The following is a 19675-nucleotide window of genomic DNA, read 5'->3' as shown; positions in this document are numbered from 1 at the left end:
TCGACTGATGAGTGTGGACTGGAACGCCCTCGGCGAGGTCTTCGCGGTGAGTGTCGGAGTGACCGTCGGCGTGGTCGCCGTCTTCGCGCTGGGCATCCTCGGCCTCGCCCGGGTCGAGGCCGCCCGCGAGGTGGACGGCGGCACGCACGCCCTCGGGCTGACGCAGGCGGGGTTGTGCTTTCTCGCGTGTGCGGCTGTCGTGGCGTACGGCATCTATCTGATCGTGCCGCAGTTCCACTGAGCGCGACGGATCACCACGGATCACCACCGATCACCTCTGAGCCACTGAACCCCCTTGAGAGGAGGCCGGGATGACCGAACTGCTGACCGGGCTGCGGGTCGACTACACCGACGCCGACGACCCGGTGCTGGTGCGGCCCGACGGCAGCACGGTGGACACCTGGCGGGAGAACTACCCGTACGAACAGCGGATGGAGCGCAAGGAGTACGACTGGCACAAGCGGCTCCAGCAGATAGAACTGCTGAAACTGCAACGCTGGGTCAAGGAGACCGGACGCCGGCTCGTCATCGTCTGCGAGGGGCGCGACGCGGCCGGCAAGGGCGGCACGATCAAGCGGTTCACCGAGCACCTGAACCCGCGCGGCGCCCGCGTGGTGGCCCTGGAGAAACCGAGCGAGCGCGAGAGCGGTCAGTGGTACTTCCAGCGCTACGTCCAGCATCTGCCGACCGCCGGCGAGATCGTGCTGTTCGACCGGTCCTGGTACAACCGGGCGGGCGTGGAGCGCGTGATGGGGTTCTGCTCGGACGACGAGTACCGCCGTTTCATGCGCCAGGCCCCGCTGTTCGAGCGGATGCTGGCGGACGACGGCATCGACCTGATCAAGTTCTGGTTCTCCGTCTCACAGGGTGAACAGCGCACCCGTTTCACGATCCGCCAGGTGGATCCCGTACGGCAGTGGAAACTCAGCGCGATGGACCTGGAGTCCCTGGACCGCTGGGACGACTACACGGCCGCCAAGGTCGCCATGTTCCGGGAGACCGACACCGAGCACGCGCCCTGGACCGTGGTGAAGAGCAACGACAAGAAGCGGGCCCGGGTCGAGGCCATGCGCAGCGTGCTGGCCCGCTTCGACTACGCCGACAAGGACGAGGAGGTGGTCGGCAGCCCCGACCCCCGCATCGTCGGCGCCGCGGCGAACCTGCTGGAGGAGGGGGAGGACGACACGGCGGCGGTGTTCTAGGGACCGGGCCCTTTTGGACCGGTCCTAGTCGCCGTCTCGCGGCACGAGGGTCACCCGGTGGAAGTTGCAGCCGGTCGCGGGCGGGCTCCCGGACGGGGGTCCGCCCGCGTGTGCCTTGAGGGCGACGCTGACCAGGCTCAGCAGCAGGTCGACGTCCGTCTCGCAGTCCAGGTGGACGGTCACCCAGCGGGAGCCCGGGATGATCCGGATCGCGGTCGACTCGCTGAGGTCGTGGTGGAACCGGAGGATGGCCCCGACCGTGAGATGCAGGTCCACATCGTGGTCGGAGTGGAAGTGCACGATCTCGCTGTGGGCGGACCGCAGCGCCCGCCCCGTACCGCAACTGGCCGGGACCGCGCTGAGGTCGCGCCAGCCTTCCAGGCGCTGCATGGCTCGCTCGGCCAGGGTCATGTGCCCATCGTGGACTGCGCACCGCTTCGCAACCAGAGGTTGAGCGATTCGTAACCGGGGCGTGAGGTTCCGCACACCTGGAGAGCGTCCGGCGGGCGGTACCCGAACCGGGTCAACTCCGCTCGGACGCAAGCTTTTCGTAGCCCACCAGCCGTACGCAGGTCGCCACTCCCTCGATGATCTCCTCGATCTCGGAGGCGTCCGGGAAGGAGGGGGCGATCCGGATCGTCCGGTCCCTGGGGTCGTCGCGGTACGGATGCGTGGCGCCCGCCGGTGTCAGCGCGAGCCCGGCGTCGGCCGCGCGGCGCACCACCTCGCCGGCACACCCGTCGGGCACGTCGAGGGTGATGAAGTAGCCGCCCTTGGGCGTGGACCAGGTCGCGAGGCCGGTGCCGCCGAGCCGCTCGGTGAGGATGCGCAGCACGGTGTCGAACTTGGGCCGCAGCAGCTCACGGTGCTTGCGCATGTGATCGCGCACCCCGTCGGCGTCGCGCAGGAACATCACGTGCCGCAGCTGGTTGACCTTGTCCGGGCCGATGGAACGCTTGGCGCTGCAACCGCGCAGCCAGGCCACGTTGGCGGGGGACGAGCCGAAGAACGCCACGCCCGCACCGGCCAGTGTGATCTTCGAGGTGGACCCGAAGACGAAGGCCCGGTCCGGGTGCCCGCTGTGTGCGCAGGCGGCCAACAGGTCGGCGATCTCCACCTCCTCGTCGGTGAGGTGGTGCACGGCGTAGGCGTTGTCCCAGAAGATCCGGAAGTCGGGCGCGGCCGTCGGCATGGCGGCGAGTCGCCGTACGGTCTCGTCGCTGTAGCAAGTCCCGTCCGGATTGCTGTACTTGGGCACGCACCAGATGCCCTTCACGGCGGGGTCCTCGGCGACCAGCCGCTCCACCGCGTCCATGTCGGGGCCCTCGGCGGTCATCGGCACCGGGATCATCTCGATGCCGAAGCGCTCGCACAGCGCGAAGTGCCGGTCGTACCCGGGGACAGGGCACAGGAACGCGATCCGCTCCTCGTCCGCCCAGCGGCGTGCGGCCCCGGGCAGCGTGCCGAGCAGCGCGTGCACGAGGCAGTCGTGCATCAGCTCCAGGCTGGAGTTGCCCACGGCGAGCAGCTGCCCGGCCGGGACCTGGAGGAACCCGGCGAAGATCTGCCGGAGCTCCAACAGCCCGTCCGCGCCACCGTAGTTGCGGCAGTCCGTGCCGTCGGCGGCGGTGTAGCGGTCGCCGGGCAGCGAGAGCAGCTCGGCGGCCAGGTCGAGCTGACGGGCGGAGGGCTTGCCGCGGGTCAGGTCGAGCGACAGCTTCTTCGTGAGGAGGACTTCGTAGTCGCTCCGGGCCGCGTCGAGACGGGCCGGGAGGGAGTCGGCGCTGTGCGCAGGTGCGGGAGGGGTCACGGAGGTCGACGCTACAAAGCCCGGGGTCACACCACAAACGCGTAACCCCCCTTCGTCCCCCTGTGCGTCCCTCGGACGCGTGGTGACCTGGGAGGGGAGCAGGCCACGCGAGGTTGACGTCGGATTCCCGCCAGCCCCGGCCCGCGCCGTATCGGATGCTGGACGTATGCAGAACGGGATGCACACCGACACGGAGCGCTGTGTGCGCGCGGTCCAGTCCAAGGACGCGCGCTTCGACGGCTGGTTCTTCACGGCCGTCCTGACCACCCGCATCTACTGCCGGCCCAGCTGCCCGGTCGTCCCGCCCAAGCCGGAGAACATGACGTTCTACCCGAGCGCGGCGGCCTGCCAGCAGGCGGGTTTCCGGGCCTGCAAGCGCTGCCGCCCGGACACCAGCCCCGGCTCCCCGGAGTGGAACCAGCGGGCCGACCTGGTGGCCCGCGCGATGCGCCTGATCGCCGACGGAACCGTGGACCGCGAGGGCGTCCCCGGCCTCGCCGCCCGCCTCGGCTACAGCACCCGGCAGATCGAACGCCAGCTCCTTGCCGAACTCGGCGCCGGCCCCCTCGCGCTGGCCCGCGCCCAACGTGCCCAGACTGCACGGCTGTTGATCGAGACGACCGCCCTCCCGATGGCGGAGATCGCCTTCGCCGCCGGCTTCTCCTCGATCCGCACCTTCAACGACACCGTGCGCGACGTCTTCGCCCTCTCCCCGAGCGAGCTGCGCAACAGGCGCCCGAAGACGACCGTGTTGACCCCCGGCACGCTCACACTCCGCCTGCCGTTCCGCGCCCCGCTCAACCCCGACAACCTCTTCGGCCACCTGGCGGCGACCGCCGTACCGGGCGTGGAGGAGTGGCGCGCCGGCGCGTACCGCCGGACCCTCCGCCTCCCCTACGGCCACGGCATCGCGTCCCTCACTCCCAAGTCCGACCACATCGCCTGCCGCCTCACCCTCAGCGACCTGCGCGACCTGCCGGTGGCCATCAGCCGCTGCCGCCGCATGCTCGACCTGGACGCCGATCCGGTCGCGGTGGACGACCAGTTGCGTACGGATCCGGTGCTGGCGCCGCTGGTGGACAAGGCGCCGGGCCGACGGGTGCCGCGCACGGTCGACGAGGCGGAGTTCGCCGTACGGGCCGTCCTCGGCCAGCAGGTCTCCACCGCGGCGGCCCGCACCCACGCGGCCCGCCTGGTCGCCGCGCACGGCGAACCGGTCGACGACCCCGAGGGCGGCCTGACCCACCTCTTCCCGTCCCCCGAGGCGCTGGCGGCGGTGGACCCGGAAACACTGGCGATGCCCCGCACCCGCCGCACGACGTTCACCACGCTGGTGGGCCAACTGGCGGACGGCGCGCTCCACTTGGGGGTGGAGAGCGACTGGGCGGAAACCCGCGCCCAACTCCTCTCCCTCCCCGGCTTCGGCCCCTGGACGGCCGACGCCATCGCCATGCGCGCCCTCGGCGACCCCGACGCCTTCCTCCCCACCGACCTCGGAATCCGCCGCGCCGCCCAGGAGTTGGGCCTCCCGTCGACCCCGGCGGCCCTCACCGCCCGCGCGGCGGCCTGGCGACCCTGGCGGGCGTACGCGGTCCAGTACCTGTGGGCGACGGACGGCCACCCGATCAACTTCCTGCCGGTATAAGGGCATTCGGACAAGGAAAGCCAAGGTAATGAAGCACCACACGGTGATCGACAGCCCCTACGGCCCGCTGACCCTCGTCGCCGACGACGATGGCGCCCTCTGCGGCCTCTACATGGTCGACCAGCGCCACCGCCCCCCGGAGGAGAACTTCGGCACCCCCGACGACACCCCCTTCGCCGAGGCGACCGCCCAACTACAGGCGTACTTCACGGGCGAGTTGAAGGAGTTCACCCTCCAACTCCACCTGCACGGCACCCCGTTCCAACGCACCGTCTGGGACCAGCTCCGCCGTATCCCCTACGGCGAGACCCGCTCCTACGGCGACCTCGCCGACGCCCTCGGCAACCCGGGCGCCTCCCGCGCGGTGGGCCTCGCCAACGGCAAGAACCCCATCGGGATCATCGTCCCCTGCCACCGCGTCGTAGGCGCGAACGGCAGCCTCACGGGCTACGGCGGCGGCCTCGACCGCAAGCAGCGGCTGCTGGACTTCGAGAGCGGGGCGGCGCTCTTCTAATACCCCAAGTTCTCCAAGTGCCCCTCGTGCCAATGGTGTTGGGATGTTGAGATGCTGGGCTGTCATGACAGCAGCCGTCGTTCCTTGGCGACGGCCACCGCTCCGGACCGCGTCTCCACCCCCAACTTGCCGTAGATCCGCCCGAGATGCGTCTTGACCGTCGCCTCGCTGATGAACAGGGTCCGGGCGATCTCCCGGTTGCCCAGGCCACGGGACAGCTGGCCGAGGATCTCGCGTTCGCGCTCGGACAGCGTGGGGTGCGGGCTGCGCATCCGGGCCATGAGGCGGTCGGCGACCGGTGCCGAGAGTGCCGTACGGCCGGATGCGGCGCTGTGGATCGCGGTGAACAGTTCCTCGGGGCGTTCGGCCTTGAGGAGGTAGCCCGTGGCGCCCGCCTCGACGGCGCGGGTGATGTCGGCGTCGGTGTCGAACATGGTGAGGACGAGGACACGCGGGCCCTCACCGGCGGTCAGTTTCCTGGTGGCCGTCACGCCGTCCATGCCGTCGCCGAGCTGGAGGTCCATCAGCACCACGTCGGGACGGACCCGGGCGGCCAGGGCGAGCGCCTCCTCGCCGCTGCCCGCCTCACCGACCACCTCGATGCCGTCGGCGCTGGACAGCAGCGCGCGCAGTCCGGCCCGTACGACGGCGTGGTCGTCGCACAGCAGCAGACGTACGGGTACCGGTGTGTTCACGGGACGGGCTCCTCACGGGGATCACGGACGACAGACGCGACGGGTGTGACTGGTGCGGCAGTTACGACTGGTGCGACAGGTACGGCGACCGACACGACCGTGCCCTCGCCGGGGGCCGACTCCACGCTCAGCGTGCCGCCGGACTGCCGGGCCCGGATCCGCATCGCGGGCAGCCCGTGGCCGCGTGCCCGGCCGGGCACGGCGACCGGGGGAGAGGCGGCGTCGAAACCGCGGCCGTTGTCGGCGACGTCGAGGGAGATCTGGTCGTCCAGGCAGGTCAGGGTCAACGCGGCCCGGGTGGCGGCCGCGTGCTCGCGCACGTTGGCCAACGCGCCCTGGGCGATGCGCAACAGCGCCGCCGAGGCCCGCTCGGGCAGCGGGCCCGGATCGCCGTCGAGCCGGAACTCTACCGTCAGACCCGGACCGCTCTCCCGCTCGGCGAGCGCACCCAGCGCCGCCGGCAGGGAGTGCTCGACGAGGTCGGCCGGTGCCAGGTCGTGGACGAACCGGCGCGCCTCGGCGAGGCCGCGGGAGGTGATCGCGGCGGCCTCGATGATGTGCCCGTGGGCCGCGTCGGGGTCCGTCCGCCACACCCGCTCGGCGGCCTGCAACAGCATCCGCTGGCTGGACAGGCCCTGCGCGACGGTGTCGTGGATCTCCGCGGCCAGCCGTTGCCGTTCCGCCAGGACACCGGCCCGCCGTTCGGTCGCGGCGAGGTCGCGGCGGGTGCGGACCAGATCGTCGATCAGGACGCGCTGCCGGGCCGCCTGCCGCTGCAACTGCACCAGTACGGCGGTGGCGACCGCCGCGAGGGCCGGCGGGGCGACGACCATGTTCGGGTTGAGCGTGCCGTCAGCCACCCGTATCTCGGAGGCGACGACGAGCGCGGTGAGTACGGCGGCCAGCGGCACCGCGAACCGCGGGGGCAGCGCGTACAGACCGGCGAACAGCAGGGGCATCGCGCACCAGGTGGCACTCGGCGCGAGGGCGAGCAGCACGGTCCAGACGAGGGACACCGAACCCAGCCAGGCCAGATGACGCGTGGTGGGCGCGGAACCGGGGCGCGGTGCCGGCGCCAGGAACTGCCCGAGGACGTACAGCAGACAGAAGACCGCGTACAGCGCCACCACCCAGCCGGTGCGCGCCCCACCCTGGTCGCGGGTCAGGAAGCGCGCGAACGAGGAGCCGAGCAGCAGGAAGAACGCGGCGTGCACCACCGCGGGCAACAGCCGTTCGTCCGGATCGATGCGTCCCGTCCTCTGTTGTTCCGCGGGGCCAGTCCTCCGTTGTGCCGTGTGTCCCATCCTCCGTGTCTAACGCGACGGACGGGACGGCGCATCAACCGATCGGCTGACATCCCGATCGCCCGAATCGCCCCCGGATCACCGCCCCTTGACCGAGCCGGACACCCTGCCACCGCACCGAGGCTGGCATCAACACCCGCCACCCACCTCGGAATTCGGAAAGGCGACGATCCGTGCCCACCAAGAACCTCACCGCCAACCGCGCCGCCCTCGGCCACCGCATCGCCTACGCCCTGCGCCACCCCGACCGCGTGCCCCGCCACCTGGCCCGGGCCACCCGGGACGCCTGGCTGCGCCACCGCCACCCGGACCACGTCTCCTACTACCGCGCCGTGATGCGCTCCGACACCCGGGCCGATCCGGACGCGGCGGTCGGCAGCGCGAGCCGCGAACGCTGGCTGGCGCTGGGCGCGATGCAGTTCGACTACCTCCTCGGCCACGGCCTGCGCCCCGAGCACCGCATGCTGGAGATCGGCTGCGGAAACCTGCGCGGCGGCTGGCGCTTCATCCGCCACCTCGACCCCGGGCACTACTACGGCATCGACATCTCCCCGGACATCCTGGCCGCCGCGCAGGACACGGTCGTGGAGATGGGCCTGCAGAAACGCCTCCCCGTCCTCACCCCCGTACCCGACCTGGCCCTGCGCTTCCTGCCCGACGCGCACTTCGACGTCGTCCACGCGCACAGCGTGTTCTCGCACTCGCCGCTCCCGGTCATCGAGGAGTGCCTGGCCAACGTCGGCCGTGTCCTGGCGCCGGGCGGCTGGTTCGACTTCACCTTCGACCGCACGGAGGGCGAGGAACACCACGTGCTGCGCGAGGACTTCTACTACCGCACCGAGACCCTCGTCGCGCTGGCTGCCCGACACGGCCTGAAAGCCCACTTCATGGAGGACTGGGAACAACTCCCGCACGGCCAGTCCAAACTCCGGCTCACCCGCTGAGCCCGTCCAGCAGTCGCGGCAACGCCGTCCCGATCGGCTCCCGTACGACCTCGTCGGCACGGTCGTCGTACGGGGTCGCCTCGGCGTTGACGATGACCAGTCGTGCCCCGTGGTCGGCGGCGACACCGGCGAGCCCGGCGGCGGGGTGGACCTGGAGGCTGCTGCCCACGGCGATGAACACCTGGCAGGCCTTGGTGATGGCGACGGCCCCACCGAGGACGACGGGGTCGAGCCGCTCACCGAAGAAGACGGTCGCGGACTTCAGGATCCCGCCGCACTCCAGGCAGGCGGGATCGTCCTCCCCGGCGTCCACCCGCGCGAGGGCATCCTCCATCGGCCCGCGCACATGGCATCCGGTGCACTTGAACTCCCGTGCGGTGCCGTGCAGTTCGAGCACCTTGCGGGCGGGCAGCCCGGCGAGCTGGTGCAGCCCGTCGACGTTCTGCGTGATGACCCGCACCGGTACACCGGACTTCTCCAGTTCTACGACGGCCCGGTGCGCGGTGTTGGGTTCGGCCTGGAGGGCGCGGTTCTTCCGCCGCATCTGCCAGGACCGGCGCCGGATCTCCGGGTCGCCCATGTAGTACTCGTAGGTGACGAGCTTCTCGGCCTCGGGGTCCTTGCGCCAGAGGCCGTTGGGGCCGCGGTAGTCGGGGATTCCGGAGTCCGTCGAGATACCCGCCCCACTGAGAAGGGCGACAAGAGGCTTGCTCATGCAGCCGAGGGTAGGTCGATGGGGTCGGGCGCGGCGAGTGGATATCGCGGGGTCAGCCGACCGCCACGTACCAGATCACCGAGACCACGCCCGACACGACGGCCGGCCCCACCCACCACCACCCCATGACCCGCCGCACGGACGGCAGCAGCCACACCCCCACCACCGCACCGGCGGCCCCGATGGCGAGCACACACGCGAGAGCGACGCCGGCGTACGCGTCGTCGTCCCAGGAGCCGGACGGACGGATGGTCAGCGCCACCCAGCAACAGGACACGGCGACAAGGGTGAGCAGCACGAGGGGAACGGCGAGGAGGATGCGCAGGCAGCCGCGGTCATTGTCAGAGGAGGAAGTGCTCGTCATCAACGGGGAGTTGTTCCTCGGTCTCGATCTCGGTCTCGGTCTCGTCCGGATGTCCGGGGCGCGGCGGCGGATGTTACCGTCCGCGCATGGCCAAGGTGACCGTCTCGCTCGACGCGGCTCTCGTCGTGGAAGTCATGGTGCTCGCAGGCGTGGGCAACCCGCAGGACGCCGTCGAACTCGTCGTCCGCGACTACATCGAACGCGGCCACCGCACGGAGGCCAGGGCCCAGACCCGCGACGACGCGCTGCGCGAGGTGGACGCGAAACCCCGGGAAGTCGAGGGCTGAGCGCCGCGGGGCCGGGCGGCCGAAGTTGGCCAACTTGCCTGGCCATCCCCGGCGTTATCGACCTCACCTGCTCCCGGCCCAGTCGCCCAGCGTCATCTGCTCGGCCCGCCCTCGGCCTTCCGCCCGGCGTAAGCCGACGCGCCCCGGCGCTTCGCCCCACGTGAACCGATCCGCCCCGGCGCTCCGACCCACGTCAGCCGATCGCTCCCGGCGCTCCTCCTCGTCAGCCCACCCGCTTCCCGTTCTCCAACTCCGCAGTCCCCGCCCCCTCCCCAAGCACATCTAGCGCGACCAGCACCCGAAGCCCCAGCGAACCCGGCAGATACTCCGTGAGTTCCTCGCGTGGGACGAGTCGCCACGACAACAGTTCCTCCTCCTGGAGCTGGATGGACTTGAGGTCGTTCGCGGTGAGGACTCCGCCGTCGTAGAGGTAGGCCACCAACGGCGGGTACTCCGGGCCGTGGTAGACCCAGTCGACGGCGAGCAGTTGGCCGAGTTCGACGTCGAGGCCGATCTCCTCCAAGGTCTCGCGGCGTGCGCCCTGGCGTGGCGTCTCGCCGTCGTCGGACTCGATCGTGCCGCCCGGAAGGGCCCAGCCCTCACGGTAGTTGGGCTCGACGAGGAGGACCTGGCCCTCGGTGTCGCGGAACAGGGCGGCGGCCCCGGCGAGAATGCGGGGGAGGCCCGCGAGATACGTGGCGAAGTCTGTCGTGGTGGTCATCAGGGAAGGGTAACCAGCCCGCGCAGCCGCCTCTCCGACTGGCTGCCCGGCTCGGGGAAGTGACAGACCAGGCTCAACCAGGGCGCCTCCTGCACCGCGAGCCGTACGAACGACACCTCGATGTCACCCGCGAGAGGGTGGTGGTAACGGCGCAGCGAGGAGCGGAACTCCACCACTTCGTGCGCCTCCCACAGGCGTGCGAAGTGCGGGCTGGTGGTGACTAGTTCGTCGATCAGCTCCGCGAAGCGCGGGTTGTCCAGTTCGTACGCCGCCTGTTGCCGCAGCAGGCCCGCCATCCACTCCGTCTCCGCCTCCCACTCGGGCATCAGGGCACGGATGCCCGGTTCCCTGAACAGCAGCCAGGCGCTGTTGAGTTCGCGGCGCGGCCGGTCGAGGAGGGCGGGGCCGAGGATCGCTTCCTGGGCCCGGTTCCAGGCCAGGACGTCGAAGCAGCGGTCGATGACGAAGGCGGGGTTCGGCATCAGCGTGTCCATGAACGCCCGTACGGCGTCCGGGACTTGGAGGGACCGCTCGGCCGGCTCGGGGGCAGGCCGGCCCGCCAGCCGGAACAGGTGCGCCCGTTCCACGTCGTCCAACTGCAACGCGCGGGTCAGGGCGAGCAGGATCTGCGGGGAGACGTTGATGTCGCGGCCCTGCTCCAGCCAGGTGTACCAGGTCAGGCTCACACCGGAGAGCAGCGAGACCTCCTCGCGCCGCAGCCCCGGGGTGCGGCGGCGGCCACCGGGTGGCAGCCCCGTCTCCGCCGGGTCGGCGCGCTCGCGGCGGGACCGCAGGAAGGCGGCGAGGGCCTTGCGGCCGTGATCCTTGGCCTCTGGCGGCTCCTTCGCCTCTGGTGGTTCTTCGGCTTCTGGTGGTGGTGTCGGCGGCACCAGTAAATTCTGCACTCTTCAACCGGGCCGCCACCCGGCGCAGGGTGGAAGGGACACCGGAACCGAAGGTCCCTGGTGGTCTCAACTCCCAGCTGAAAGGCGGCCCTTGTGGCTGAGCTGTCCCTGTCCCATCCCCGCACCGTCCTGGTCACCGGCGCCACCGGCGCCACCGGCGGCGTCGGCTCCGCGGTCGCCCGCGCCCTGCACGCCGACGGCTGGACCGTGTACGCCGCCCACCGCCGCCCCGCGGACGCGGAAACGCTCCGGGACGCCGGCTTCACTCCCGTACGCCTAGAACTGACCGACGAGGATTCCGTCATGGCAGCGGCCGACCAGGTCGGCCCCCGTCTGGACGGGCTCGTGAACAGCGCCGCGATCATGGGCCAGGGCCCCGTCGAACTGACCCCCACCGAGGCGTGGCGCCGCCAGTTCGAGATCAACGTGATCGGTCAGGCGACCGTCATCCGCGCCTTCCTGCCCGCGCTACGGGCGTCCGGCGGCCGGATCGTGAACGTCGGCGCCGTCTCGGCCCGCGTCCCGCCGCCGTTCTTCGGCCCGATCGCCGCCTCCAAGGCAGCCCTCGCCGCCCTCACCCACTCCCTGCGCGCGGAACTGCGCCACCAGGGCATCAAGGTCGCCCTCGTCGAACCCGGCGCCATGGACACCCCCATCTTCGCCACGGCGGACAAGGCGAACTCGGAGATGGGCTCGGCCGGTTCACCGGAGACCCGGCGCCACTACGCCCGCGCCCTGGACGCCGTACGAACGACAGCCGCCCGCCAGCCGCTCGGCCCGGTCACCCCGGCCGTCGACGCCGTCGTACGCGCCCTGACCGCCCGCCGTCCCGCGACCCTCACCACCACCGGCAAGGACGGCCGTGCCCTCGCTCTGTTGCGCTTCCTGCCGGACGGACTACGGGACAGGCTGGTGCTACGGGCGTTCGGTGTGACGGCGGAGGCGTTCGACGGCATGACGCCTACGGAGTCGTCCGCAGCCCGTCCACGATGAGGTCCAGGATCCGCCCGGCCCGCGCCTCCCCACCCCGCGCCGGATCGAGCCGCCACAGCACGCTCAGCTGAAGCAGCACGTCCTCCGGATCGAGCCCGGACTTGAGCGACCCGTCGGCCGCTCCCGCCTTCAGCAGTACGGCAATTGCGGCCACGAAGGGCGCGAAGTACTCGTCGTCCGCGCCACCGTCGGTCGCCGCGTGGATGACCTCCGCGACGCCGAACTTGAGCCTCCCGTAGTGGGCGACCTCGTCAAACCAGAGGCGTAGCGCCATGAGCGGCGGATGCTCTGCGAGGAGCACCGGCGCGCGGTCGATCAGGTGCTGTATGTCGTGGCGGTACAGCTCCAGGATCAGCGCCTCCCGGGTGGGGAAGTGGCGGTAGAGCGTCCCGATGCCGACGCCCGCCTCCTTGGCGATCGCGGTGAGGGACGCGCCGTTTGACGCACCGCTCGACGCGGCTATCGCCTGTCGGGCAACGGTCAGGATGCGCTCCCGGTTGTCGAGGGCGTCGCGGCGGGTCGGTTTCGGGTTCACGGGTGCGGGCCGTCCGTCGGGTGTCGGATTGCTAAGCGGAGGGTCCTCCGGTACGTTGGTGGATGTACCGGAGGGGCCTCCGTTTCGTTCTTCATTCTGGCACATCCCCACCCGACACCGCAGGGAGCACCGTCATGCCCGAACTCGTCCTCGTCACCGGAGGCAGCGGCTACATCGCAGGCTGGTGCATCGCCGAACTGCTCCGCCGCGGCTACGACGTCCGTACGACCGTCCGCGCCCCGGGCAAGGAGCGAGCGGTCACCGACGCCGTCGTGACCGTCGTCGACCCCGCCGGACGGCTGAGCTTCGCCGTCGCCGACCTCACCGCCGACGAGGGCTGGGACGCCGCGCTCAAGGGCGTCGACTTCGTCCTGCACGTCGCCTCCCCGCTCGGCGCCGCCTCGGACGACCCCGAGGCCCTGATCGCCGCGGCCCGTGGCGGAGCGCTGCGCGTTCTGCGCGCGGCCACCGAGGCGGGCGTACGACGCGTGGTGATGACCTCGGCCGCGAACGCCGCGAGCCCCTCGTCGTACGCCTCCGAAGGCGTCACCGACGAGTCGCTGTGGACCGATCCAGACGACCCGACCCTCATCCCCTACCGCCGCTCGAAGACCCTGGCCGAGCGCGCGGCCTGGGACTTCATGCGCGACCACGACGGTCCGACCGAGCTGACCACCGTGCTCCCCGGCGCGGTCTTTGGACCGGTCCTCACCACCGCGAACATGGGCTCCGTCGGCATCATCGCGCGCATGGTGAGCGGGAAGATGCCCGGCGTCCCCCGCATCGGCCTCGAAGTCGTGGACGTCCGCGACCTGGTCGACGTCCACATCCGGGCGATGACCTCACCGGAGGCCGCCGGTCAACGCTTCCTGGCCACCGGGGAGTTCGTGTGGATGGAGGACATCGCGCGCACCCTGCGCGAGGGCCTCGGCGAGCACGGCCGTACCGTCTCCACGCGCCGCCTCCCGGACTTCGCCGTCCGTCTCGCCGCCCGTTTCCGGGACCCGTCGCTGCGCGAGATCACCCCCGCGCTCGGCCGCCGCAACCGCCACAGCACCGAGAAGGCGCGCCGCGTCCTCGGCTGGGAACCGCGCCCGGCCCGGGAAGCCGTCCTCGACTGCGCCCGGAGCCTCATCGCGCAGGGTGCCGTCTAGGCGTCGGCGGCCTCGGCCAACCGCACGGTCCGCGCGGCCAGTTCACTGATCCGCGCCCCGTCGAAACCGAACACCGCACTGCGCACGGTGTCCTCCAACGGGTCCTTCCACTGCGCCGGGATCGCGTCCGCGCCGGTCAGCACCCCGGCGACCGAACCGGCCGTCGCGCCGTTCGAGTCGGTGTCCAGGCCGCCGCGGACGGTCAGCGTGATGGTGCGGGTGAAGTCGCCGTCGCCGTACAGGAGTCCGGCGGTGAGGACGGCCGCGTTCGGGATCGTGTGGATCCAGCCGAGCCCCGCCGTCTCCTCGGACAGCGTGGTGAGCGTGTCCTCCCAGGTCATCCGGGTCTCGTGCAGCGTGAGCACCCGGCGCACGGTCCGCGCGAGGCGGCAGCCCGGCGGGATCACGGTCAGCGCCGTGTCCAGCGCGTGCCGCACGCTCGGCGCGGTGAACGCCGCCGAGACGAGAGCGGCGGCCCACATCGCGCCGTAGACACCGTTCCCGGAGTGGGACAACACCGCGTCCTTGCGCGCCAGTTGGGACGCGCGACGCGGGTCACCCGGGCTCGTCCAGCCGTAGATGTCGGCGCGGATCAGGGCGCCGATCCACTCCTGGTACGGGTTGTCGTGCGTCGCCGTCAGCGGCGGCTTGAGGCCGTTGGCGAGGTTGCGGTACGTGGCGCGCTCGGCCGTGAAGGTCTGGAGGTACGGCAGTCTCCGCAGCCACAGCTCGCCGACCTGCTCGGTGCTGAAGGCGAAGCCGTGGGTCTCCAGGAGGTCGAGGCCGAGGATGGCGTAGTCGACGTCGTCGTCACGGCAGCTGCCGTGGATCCGGCCGCGCACGCACCGCTGCCACTCGGGGCGCAGCTCGAAGCCGTCGGACTCGTCGGCCGGCTCGGGGAGGTAGTCGGTCAGCGGCAGGGCGGCGGCCTGCCGGAGATAGCGGTCGATGCGGTCGCGCGTCCACAGGTCGCCCTGCTCGACCGGCTTGCCGAGCATGTTGCCCGCGATCCGGCCCAGCCAGCCCCCGAGAATGCGGTCCGCGAGCTCTGGCTCACTGCCCACAGGGGTCATAGGACCGGTCTACCCGATTCGAGGGGGTGACCGCGCGGGGTTGGACCGGTCCGCACAGGGCACTCGTAGGCCGGTCCCAGGGTTCGGTCGGAGCATGACGGCGTGGGCGTCCGCCGGTTAAGGTCGCAGCGGCGCGACTGGCCCCGGAAATACGCGGGGGCCCGTAGAGCAAGGGGATCGCAAGGTGGCGAACGCTGCACAGAGGGGCACCCACAGGGTGCTCATCGCCGCGGACAAGTTCAAGGGGTCGCTGACGGCCGTGCAGGTCGCCGAGCGGGTGACGGCCGGGCTGCGCCGGGTCGTACCCGATCTGGAGGTCGAGGCGATGCCGGTCGCCGACGGCGGCGACGGCACGGTGGACGCGGCCGTCGCGGCGGGCTTCGAGCGACGGGAGATACGGGTCGCAGGGCCCCTCGGCGACGAGGTCACCGCGGCCTTCGCGGTACGCGGCGACACGGCCGTCGTGGAGATGGCCGAGGCGAGCGGGCTGCAACGCCTGCCCAAGGGCGTCTTCGCCCCCCTCACCTCCTCGACGTACGGCTCCGGCGAACTGCTGCGGGCCGCGCTCGACGCGGGCGCCCGCACCATCGTGTTCGGCGTCGGCGGCAGCGCCACCACGGACGGCGGCGCGGGCATGCTCTCCGCGCTCGGCGCCCGCTTCCTGGACGCGGAGGGCGAACCGGTGTCCCCGGGCGGCGGTGGCCTGACCGACCTGGCCTCGGCCGACCTCACCGGCCTCGACCCGCGCCTCACCACCGTCGACCTCGTCCTCGCGAGCGACGTCGACAACCCGCTCACCGGCCCCAAGGGCGCCCCCGCGGTCTACGGCCCCCAGAAGGGTGCGGCGCCGGACGACGTGGACGCCCTCGACGCGGCCCTCGGGCACTACGCGAAGGTCCTGGAGGAGGCGATCGGCGCCAAGGCCGCCGAGTACGCCGCCGCACCCGGCGCGGGCGCCGCCGGCGGCATCGGCTACGGCGCGCTCCTCCTCGGCGCCCGCTTCCGCCCCGGCATCGAGGTCATGCTCGACGTCCTCGGCTTCGCCGCCGCCCTGGAGGGCGCCACGCTCGTCATCACCGGCGAAGGCTCCCTCGACGAACAGACCCTCCACGGCAAGGCTCCGGCAGGCGTCGCCGCGGCGGCCCGCGCCGAGGGCAAGGAGGTCGTCGCCGTCTGCGGCCGCCTCGCCCTGCCCCCGCAGTCCCTGGGCCACGCCGGCATCCGCCGCGCGTACCCCCTCACGTCGATCGAGCCGGACGTCGTGAAGTGCATCGCGGACGCGGGCCCGATCCTGGAGCGCGTGGCGGAGAACATCGCACGCGACTTCCTGGTCTGATCCCCACCCCGAGGAACGCCGAAGGGCCCCGAGCCAAGTGGCTCGGGGCCCTTCGTGTCGTACTACAACGCGCGTTCTACGACCGCTACGGAAGCTGTGCGGCTCGCGCCTCACGCCTGTTGCCGCGGAAGTTGTTCACCCGGCGGGCCGTCGCGAACAGCGGGATCACCGCGCCCATGACCAGCTGGAGCGCACAGCCCGTCTGAAGGAGCAGCTGGCCGCCCGGGGCGTCGAACGCCCAGGATGCCAACAGGCCCATCGACAGGACGATCCAGGCGAGCATCGCGACCGCGAGGCGGCCCCGCGGCTTCGGGTACTCGACCCGGCTCACCATCAGCCAGGCGGTACCGAGGATCGCCATGAGCGTCGCCGCGAAGGGCAGCTCCAGCAGCACGATCGAGACCACCGTCAGCGCACCGAAGGGGGAGGGCATGCCCTGGAACATGCCGTTCGGTGGCGTCACGCACGAGAAGCGGGCCAGTCTCAGCACCACCGCCAGCAGCACCACGATCGCGCCGACCGCGGCCACTCTCTGGTGCGCGTCGTCGGCGACCATGCCGTAGACGAGGACGAAGTACGCCGGCGCGAGGCCGAAGCTGATCAGGTCCGACAGGTTGTCCAGCTCCGCGCCCATGGGGGAGGAGCGCAGCTTGCGGGCGACGAGGCCGTCGAAGAGGTCGAAGACCGCCGCGCACAGCATCAGGATGACCGCGGTGGCCGCGCTGTGGCGGGCCATGCCGGTCGACTCGTCGTTGCCCGTCAGGTGCGGGATCAGGATGCCGGTGGTGGTGAAGTACACCGCCATGAAGCCGCAGGTGGCGTTGCCGAGGGTGAGGGTGTCCGCTATTGAGAGGCGGAGAGAAAGAGGCATCTCCTCCTCGTCGTCCACCTCATCGGCCTCGGGCACCCAGCCCGTCTGTGTCTCCGGATCAACCACGGTCAATGCGAGTCACCCCAGCCACCGTCTTCTGACCGACCTCCACGTCCACGTCGACACCCTCGGGGAGGTAGATGTCGACGCGCGAACCGAAGCGGATCAGTCCGATGCGCTCGCCCTGCTCGACCTTCGTGCCCTGCGGGACGTAGGGGACGATGCGGCGGGCGACGGCGCCGGCGATCTGGATCATCTCGATGTCACCGAGCTCGGTGTCGAAGTGCCAGACGACCCGCTCGTTGTTCTCGCTCTCCTTGTTGAACGCGGGAACGAAACCGCCCGGGATGTGCTCGACCGACGTCACCGTGCCGGAGAGCGGCGCGCGGTTGACGTGGACGTTCAGCGGGCTCATGAAGATGGCGACGCGGGTGCGGCCGTCCTTCCACGGCATGATGCTCTGCACCACACCGTCGGCGGGCGAGATGACCCGGCCTTGGGTGATCTCGCGCTCGGGGTCGCGGAAGAACCACAGCATGCCCGCCGCGAGCGCGGTGGCGGGTACGGCCACGACCTTGGCGGCGCCGGACTTGCGCGCACGTACCAGGCTGAGGGCTGCGGTGGCGACGGTCGGCAGGAGCCACGGCGATGCTCCGCGCGCGAGGCGTACGCCTGCCAGGCTGTCGCGTGGTGCAGAGGTTTGGCTGTGGGGCATGGATGACCTTCGTAGCGGATGATGCCGCGCTGTAACGGGGGACGGCGGCTTTCCCGGGATCGTACCGGTCGCGGGCCACAACTGGGCAAGCCAGGAAGCCGAGTCGGCGGCTGAGGAGCGTTGACGGGGTGTGATCTTCTTCTCGATGAAAACACCCCGAAACGGACAATCAGCCCTGGAATCGATACTCTTCGAGCAACCTGCGCCCGATGATCATTTTCTGGATTTCGGCGGTACCTTCGCCGATCAACAGCATCGGCGCCTCGCGGTAGAGGCGTTCGATCTCGTACTCCTTGGAGAAGCCGTACCCGCCGTGGATCCGGAACGCGTCCTCGACGACCTCCTTGCAGTACTCGGAGGCGAGGTACTTCGCCATCCCTGCCTCAAGGTCGTTTCGTTCCCCGGAGTCCTTTTTGCGTGCCGCATTGACCATCATCGCATGGGCGGCCTCGACCTTGGTAGCCATCTCCGCGAGCTTGAACTGGATCGCCTGGTGCTGGGCGATGGGCTTCCCGAAGGTGTGACGCTGCTGCGCGTACGAGACGCCCAGTTCGAAGGCACGCTGAGCGACACCGCAGCCACGCGCCGCCACATTGACGCGGCCCACCTCGACTCCGTCCATCATTTGGTAAAAACCTCGGCCGGTCCCGCCGCCGAGGACCCGGTCGGCCGGAATCCGCAGGCCGTCCATGATCAACTCGGTGGTGTCGACGCCCTTGTAGCCCATCTTGTCGATCTTCCCGGGGATCGTGAGACCGGGCCGGACCTCACCGAAACCGGGCTCCTTCTCCACCAGGAAGGTCGTCATCGACTTGTGGGGCGCGGTGCCCTCCGGGTGTCCTTCGTCACTTCGCACGAGAACGGCGACAAGTGACGACGTACCGCCGTTCGTCAGCCACATCTTCTGGCCGGTCAGGACGTACTCGTCACCGTCCTTCACCGCCTTCGACGTGATGGCGGAGACGTCCGAACCCAGCGCCGGCTCCGACATCGAGAAGGCGCCCCGGATGTCACCGGCCGCCATGCGCGGCAGGAAGTGGTCCTTCTGCTCCTGCGTGCCGTGCTGCTTGAGCATGTAGGCCACGATGAAGTGGGTGTTGATGATGCCGGACACGGACATCCACCCGCGCGCGATCTCCTCCACACACAGGGCGTACGTCAACAGGGACTCGCCCAGGCCGCCGTACTCCTCCGGGATCATCAGGCCGAAGAGGCCCAACTCCTTGAGCCCGTCGACGATTTGCTGCGGATACTCGTCGCGGTGCTCCAGCTCGGTGGCGACCGGGAGGATCTCCTTGTCCACGAAGTCGCGGACGGTGGACAGGATTTCCCGCTGGATGTCGGTGAGACCGGCGGTCTGGGCGAGTCGCGCCATGGCTACTTCTCCTGCTCCTTGAGCTGGGGGCGGCCGGGCTGCTCGCCGCCGCGCTCCTTGATGTACGTCTCGGTCGGCACCATCACCTTGCGGCGGAACACGCAGACCAGCGTGCCGTCCTGCTTGTAGCCCTTGGTCTCGACGTACACGATCCCGCGGTCGTTCTTCGACCTGGAGGGCGTCTTGTCGAGGACCGTCGTCTCGCCGTAGATCGTGTCTCCGTGGAAGGTCGGCGCCACGTGCTTCAGCGACTCGACCTCCAGGTTGGCGATCGCCTTGCCCGACACGTCCGGTACCGACATGCCCAGCAGCAGCGAGTAGATGTAGTTGCCGACCACCACGTTCTTGCCGAAGTCCGTCGTGTTCTCGGCGTAGTTGGCGTCCATGTGGAGCGGGTGGTGGTTCATCGTCAGGAGACAGAAGAGGTGGTCGTCGTACTCCGTGACCGTCTTCCCGGGCCAGTGCTTGTAGACCGCGCCGACCTCGAACTCCTCGTAGGTGCGTCCGAATTGCATGG

23 protein-coding genes are annotated in these 19675 nt (G+C 70.6%); 9 read left to right on the top strand and 14 right to left on the bottom strand.

Annotation, left to right across the window (positions count from 1 at the left end):
• The first annotated feature begins 7 nt into the window (after nt 1–7).
• Entirely contained in the window at nt 8–241 is a 234-nt protein-coding gene (locus tag OG714_RS11470) for a hypothetical protein (RefSeq protein WP_406120232.1), read from the top strand.
• 70 nt (nt 242–311) lie between these two features.
• Nucleotides 312–1202, top strand: a complete 891-nt coding sequence (gene ppk2, locus OG714_RS11465; protein WP_406120231.1) for a polyphosphate kinase 2 — start codon at nt 312–314, stop codon at nt 1200–1202.
• Nucleotides 1203–1226: 24 nt separating this feature from the next.
• Here the strand turns inward: ppk2 and OG714_RS11460 are convergent, their stop codons facing one another.
• Nucleotides 1227–1613: a luciferase family protein gene (locus tag OG714_RS11460; protein WP_327400211.1), complete on the bottom strand. Its 387-nt coding sequence runs from the start codon at nt 1611–1613 to the stop codon at nt 1227–1229.
• 112 nt (nt 1614–1725) lie between these two features.
• Nucleotides 1726–3012, bottom strand: coding sequence for an aminotransferase class I/II-fold pyridoxal phosphate-dependent enzyme (locus OG714_RS11455; protein WP_406120230.1), 1287 nt, complete (start codon nt 3010–3012; stop codon nt 1726–1728).
• A 178-nt stretch (nt 3013–3190) separates the two neighbouring features.
• On the opposite strand from OG714_RS11455, the gene OG714_RS11450 reads away from it, so the two are divergent.
• Both OG714_RS11450 and OG714_RS11445 read left to right on the top strand, forming a co-directional pair.
• Nucleotides 3191–4657, top strand: a complete 1467-nt coding sequence (locus tag OG714_RS11450) for an AlkA N-terminal domain-containing protein (protein WP_406131786.1) — start codon at nt 3191–3193, stop codon at nt 4655–4657.
• A 28-nt stretch (nt 4658–4685) separates the two neighbouring features.
• Nucleotides 4686–5171, top strand: a complete 486-nt coding sequence (locus OG714_RS11445; protein ID WP_406120229.1) for a methylated-DNA--[protein]-cysteine S-methyltransferase — start codon at nt 4686–4688, stop codon at nt 5169–5171.
• A 62-nt stretch (nt 5172–5233) separates the two neighbouring features.
• Here OG714_RS11445 and OG714_RS11440 read toward each other — a convergent pair whose 3' ends face one another.
• Nucleotides 5234–5866 (bottom strand): response regulator, encoded by a 633-nt coding sequence (locus OG714_RS11440; RefSeq protein WP_406120228.1) that lies wholly within the window; start codon nt 5864–5866, stop codon nt 5234–5236.
• The gene (locus tag OG714_RS11435; protein ID WP_406120227.1) at nt 5863–7170 is read right to left on the bottom strand and encodes a sensor histidine kinase; all 1308 of its coding nucleotides are present in this window, start codon (nt 7168–7170) and stop codon (nt 5863–5865) included. The genes OG714_RS11440 and OG714_RS11435 overlap by 4 nt, the downstream gene beginning before the upstream one ends.
• 173 nt (nt 7171–7343) lie before the next feature.
• Here OG714_RS11435 and OG714_RS11430 point away from each other — a divergent pair, with 173 nt between their 5' ends.
• Nucleotides 7344–8114, top strand: coding sequence for a class I SAM-dependent methyltransferase (locus tag OG714_RS11430; protein WP_406120226.1), 771 nt, complete (start codon nt 7344–7346; stop codon nt 8112–8114).
• Here the strand turns inward: OG714_RS11430 and OG714_RS11425 are convergent.
• Both OG714_RS11425 and OG714_RS11420 read right to left on the bottom strand, forming a co-directional pair.
• Nucleotides 8104–8829, bottom strand: a complete 726-nt coding sequence (locus OG714_RS11425) for an SIR2 family NAD-dependent protein deacylase (RefSeq protein ID WP_406120225.1) — start codon at nt 8827–8829, stop codon at nt 8104–8106. The two genes, OG714_RS11430 and OG714_RS11425, sit on opposite strands and share 11 nt — an antisense overlap.
• A gap of 52 nt (nt 8830–8881) precedes the next feature.
• Complete coding sequence (locus tag OG714_RS11420) at nt 8882–9193, bottom strand: hypothetical protein (RefSeq protein WP_406120224.1); 312 nt, start codon at nt 9191–9193, stop codon at nt 8882–8884.
• An 86-nt stretch (nt 9194–9279) separates the two neighbouring features.
• Between OG714_RS11420 and OG714_RS11415 the strand changes: the two genes are divergently transcribed.
• The gene (locus tag OG714_RS11415) at nt 9280–9480 is read left to right on the top strand and encodes a DUF2191 domain-containing protein (protein WP_406120223.1); all 201 of its coding nucleotides are present in this window, start codon (nt 9280–9282) and stop codon (nt 9478–9480) included.
• Between the two features lie 223 nt (nt 9481–9703).
• On the opposite strand, the gene OG714_RS11410 is transcribed toward OG714_RS11415, so the two are convergent.
• Together OG714_RS11410 and OG714_RS11405 are read right to left on the bottom strand one after the other, a co-directional pair.
• A complete protein-coding gene (locus OG714_RS11410; RefSeq protein ID WP_406120222.1) occupies nt 9704–10201 on the bottom strand; it encodes an NUDIX domain-containing protein in 498 nt (165 codons plus the stop codon).
• Nucleotides 10201–11091 (bottom strand): helix-turn-helix transcriptional regulator, encoded by an 891-nt coding sequence (locus OG714_RS11405; protein WP_406120221.1) that lies wholly within the window; start codon nt 11089–11091, stop codon nt 10201–10203. The genes OG714_RS11410 and OG714_RS11405 overlap by 1 nt, the downstream gene beginning before the upstream one ends.
• Nucleotides 11092–11199: 108 nt before the next feature.
• On the opposite strand from OG714_RS11405, the gene OG714_RS11400 reads away from it, so the two are divergent.
• The gene (locus tag OG714_RS11400; RefSeq protein WP_406120220.1) at nt 11200–12099 is read left to right on the top strand and encodes an SDR family NAD(P)-dependent oxidoreductase; all 900 of its coding nucleotides are present in this window, start codon (nt 11200–11202) and stop codon (nt 12097–12099) included.
• Here the strand turns inward: OG714_RS11400 and OG714_RS11395 are convergent.
• Nucleotides 12068–12634 (bottom strand): TetR/AcrR family transcriptional regulator, encoded by a 567-nt coding sequence (locus OG714_RS11395; RefSeq protein ID WP_406120219.1) that lies wholly within the window; start codon nt 12632–12634, stop codon nt 12068–12070. The two genes, OG714_RS11400 and OG714_RS11395, sit on opposite strands and share 32 nt — an antisense overlap.
• A gap of 134 nt (nt 12635–12768) precedes the next feature.
• On the opposite strand from OG714_RS11395, the gene OG714_RS11390 reads away from it, so the two are divergent.
• Nucleotides 12769–13788: an NAD-dependent epimerase/dehydratase family protein gene (locus tag OG714_RS11390; RefSeq protein ID WP_406120218.1), complete on the top strand. Its 1020-nt coding sequence runs from the start codon at nt 12769–12771 to the stop codon at nt 13786–13788.
• Here the strand turns inward: OG714_RS11390 and OG714_RS11385 are convergent.
• Nucleotides 13785–14861, bottom strand: a complete 1077-nt coding sequence (locus tag OG714_RS11385; RefSeq protein WP_406120217.1) for an ADP-ribosylglycohydrolase family protein — start codon at nt 14859–14861, stop codon at nt 13785–13787. The two genes, OG714_RS11390 and OG714_RS11385, sit on opposite strands and share 4 nt — an antisense overlap.
• Nucleotides 14862–15078: 217 nt before the next feature.
• Here OG714_RS11385 and OG714_RS11380 point away from each other — a divergent pair, with 217 nt between their 5' ends.
• On the top strand, nt 15079–16197 hold the full coding sequence (locus OG714_RS11380; RefSeq protein WP_406131785.1) for a glycerate kinase: 1119 nt from the start codon (nt 15079–15081) through the stop codon (nt 16195–16197).
• Nucleotides 16198–16282: 85 nt separating this feature from the next.
• Here OG714_RS11380 and pssA read toward each other — a convergent pair whose 3' ends face one another.
• From pssA to OG714_RS11360, 4 genes are all read right to left on the bottom strand, one after another.
• Entirely contained in the window at nt 16283–17104 is an 822-nt protein-coding gene (gene pssA, locus OG714_RS11375) for a CDP-diacylglycerol--serine O-phosphatidyltransferase (protein WP_363096127.1), read from the bottom strand.
• Nucleotides 17105–17126: 22 nt separating this feature from the next.
• Nucleotides 17127–17783, bottom strand: a complete 657-nt coding sequence (locus OG714_RS11370; protein ID WP_366094923.1) for a phosphatidylserine decarboxylase — start codon at nt 17781–17783, stop codon at nt 17127–17129.
• 169 nt (nt 17784–17952) lie between these two features.
• The gene (locus OG714_RS11365; RefSeq protein WP_365307088.1) at nt 17953–19158 is read right to left on the bottom strand and encodes an acyl-CoA dehydrogenase family protein; all 1206 of its coding nucleotides are present in this window, start codon (nt 19156–19158) and stop codon (nt 17953–17955) included.
• Nucleotides 19159–19160: 2 nt separating this feature from the next.
• Nucleotides 19161–19673 carry a MaoC family dehydratase gene (locus OG714_RS11360; protein ID WP_033279386.1) on the bottom strand — a complete coding sequence of 171 codons (513 nt, stop codon included), beginning with the start codon at nt 19671–19673 and terminating at the stop codon, nt 19161–19163.
• Nucleotides 19674–19675: the final 2 nt, after the last annotated feature.

It is taken from the genome of Streptomyces sp. NBC_00989, from assembly GCF_045162655.1.
In the GTDB taxonomy this organism is placed as follows: domain Bacteria; phylum Actinomycetota; class Actinomycetes; order Streptomycetales; family Streptomycetaceae; genus Streptomyces.
This window is presented reverse-complemented; position numbering and strand designations above follow the sequence as displayed.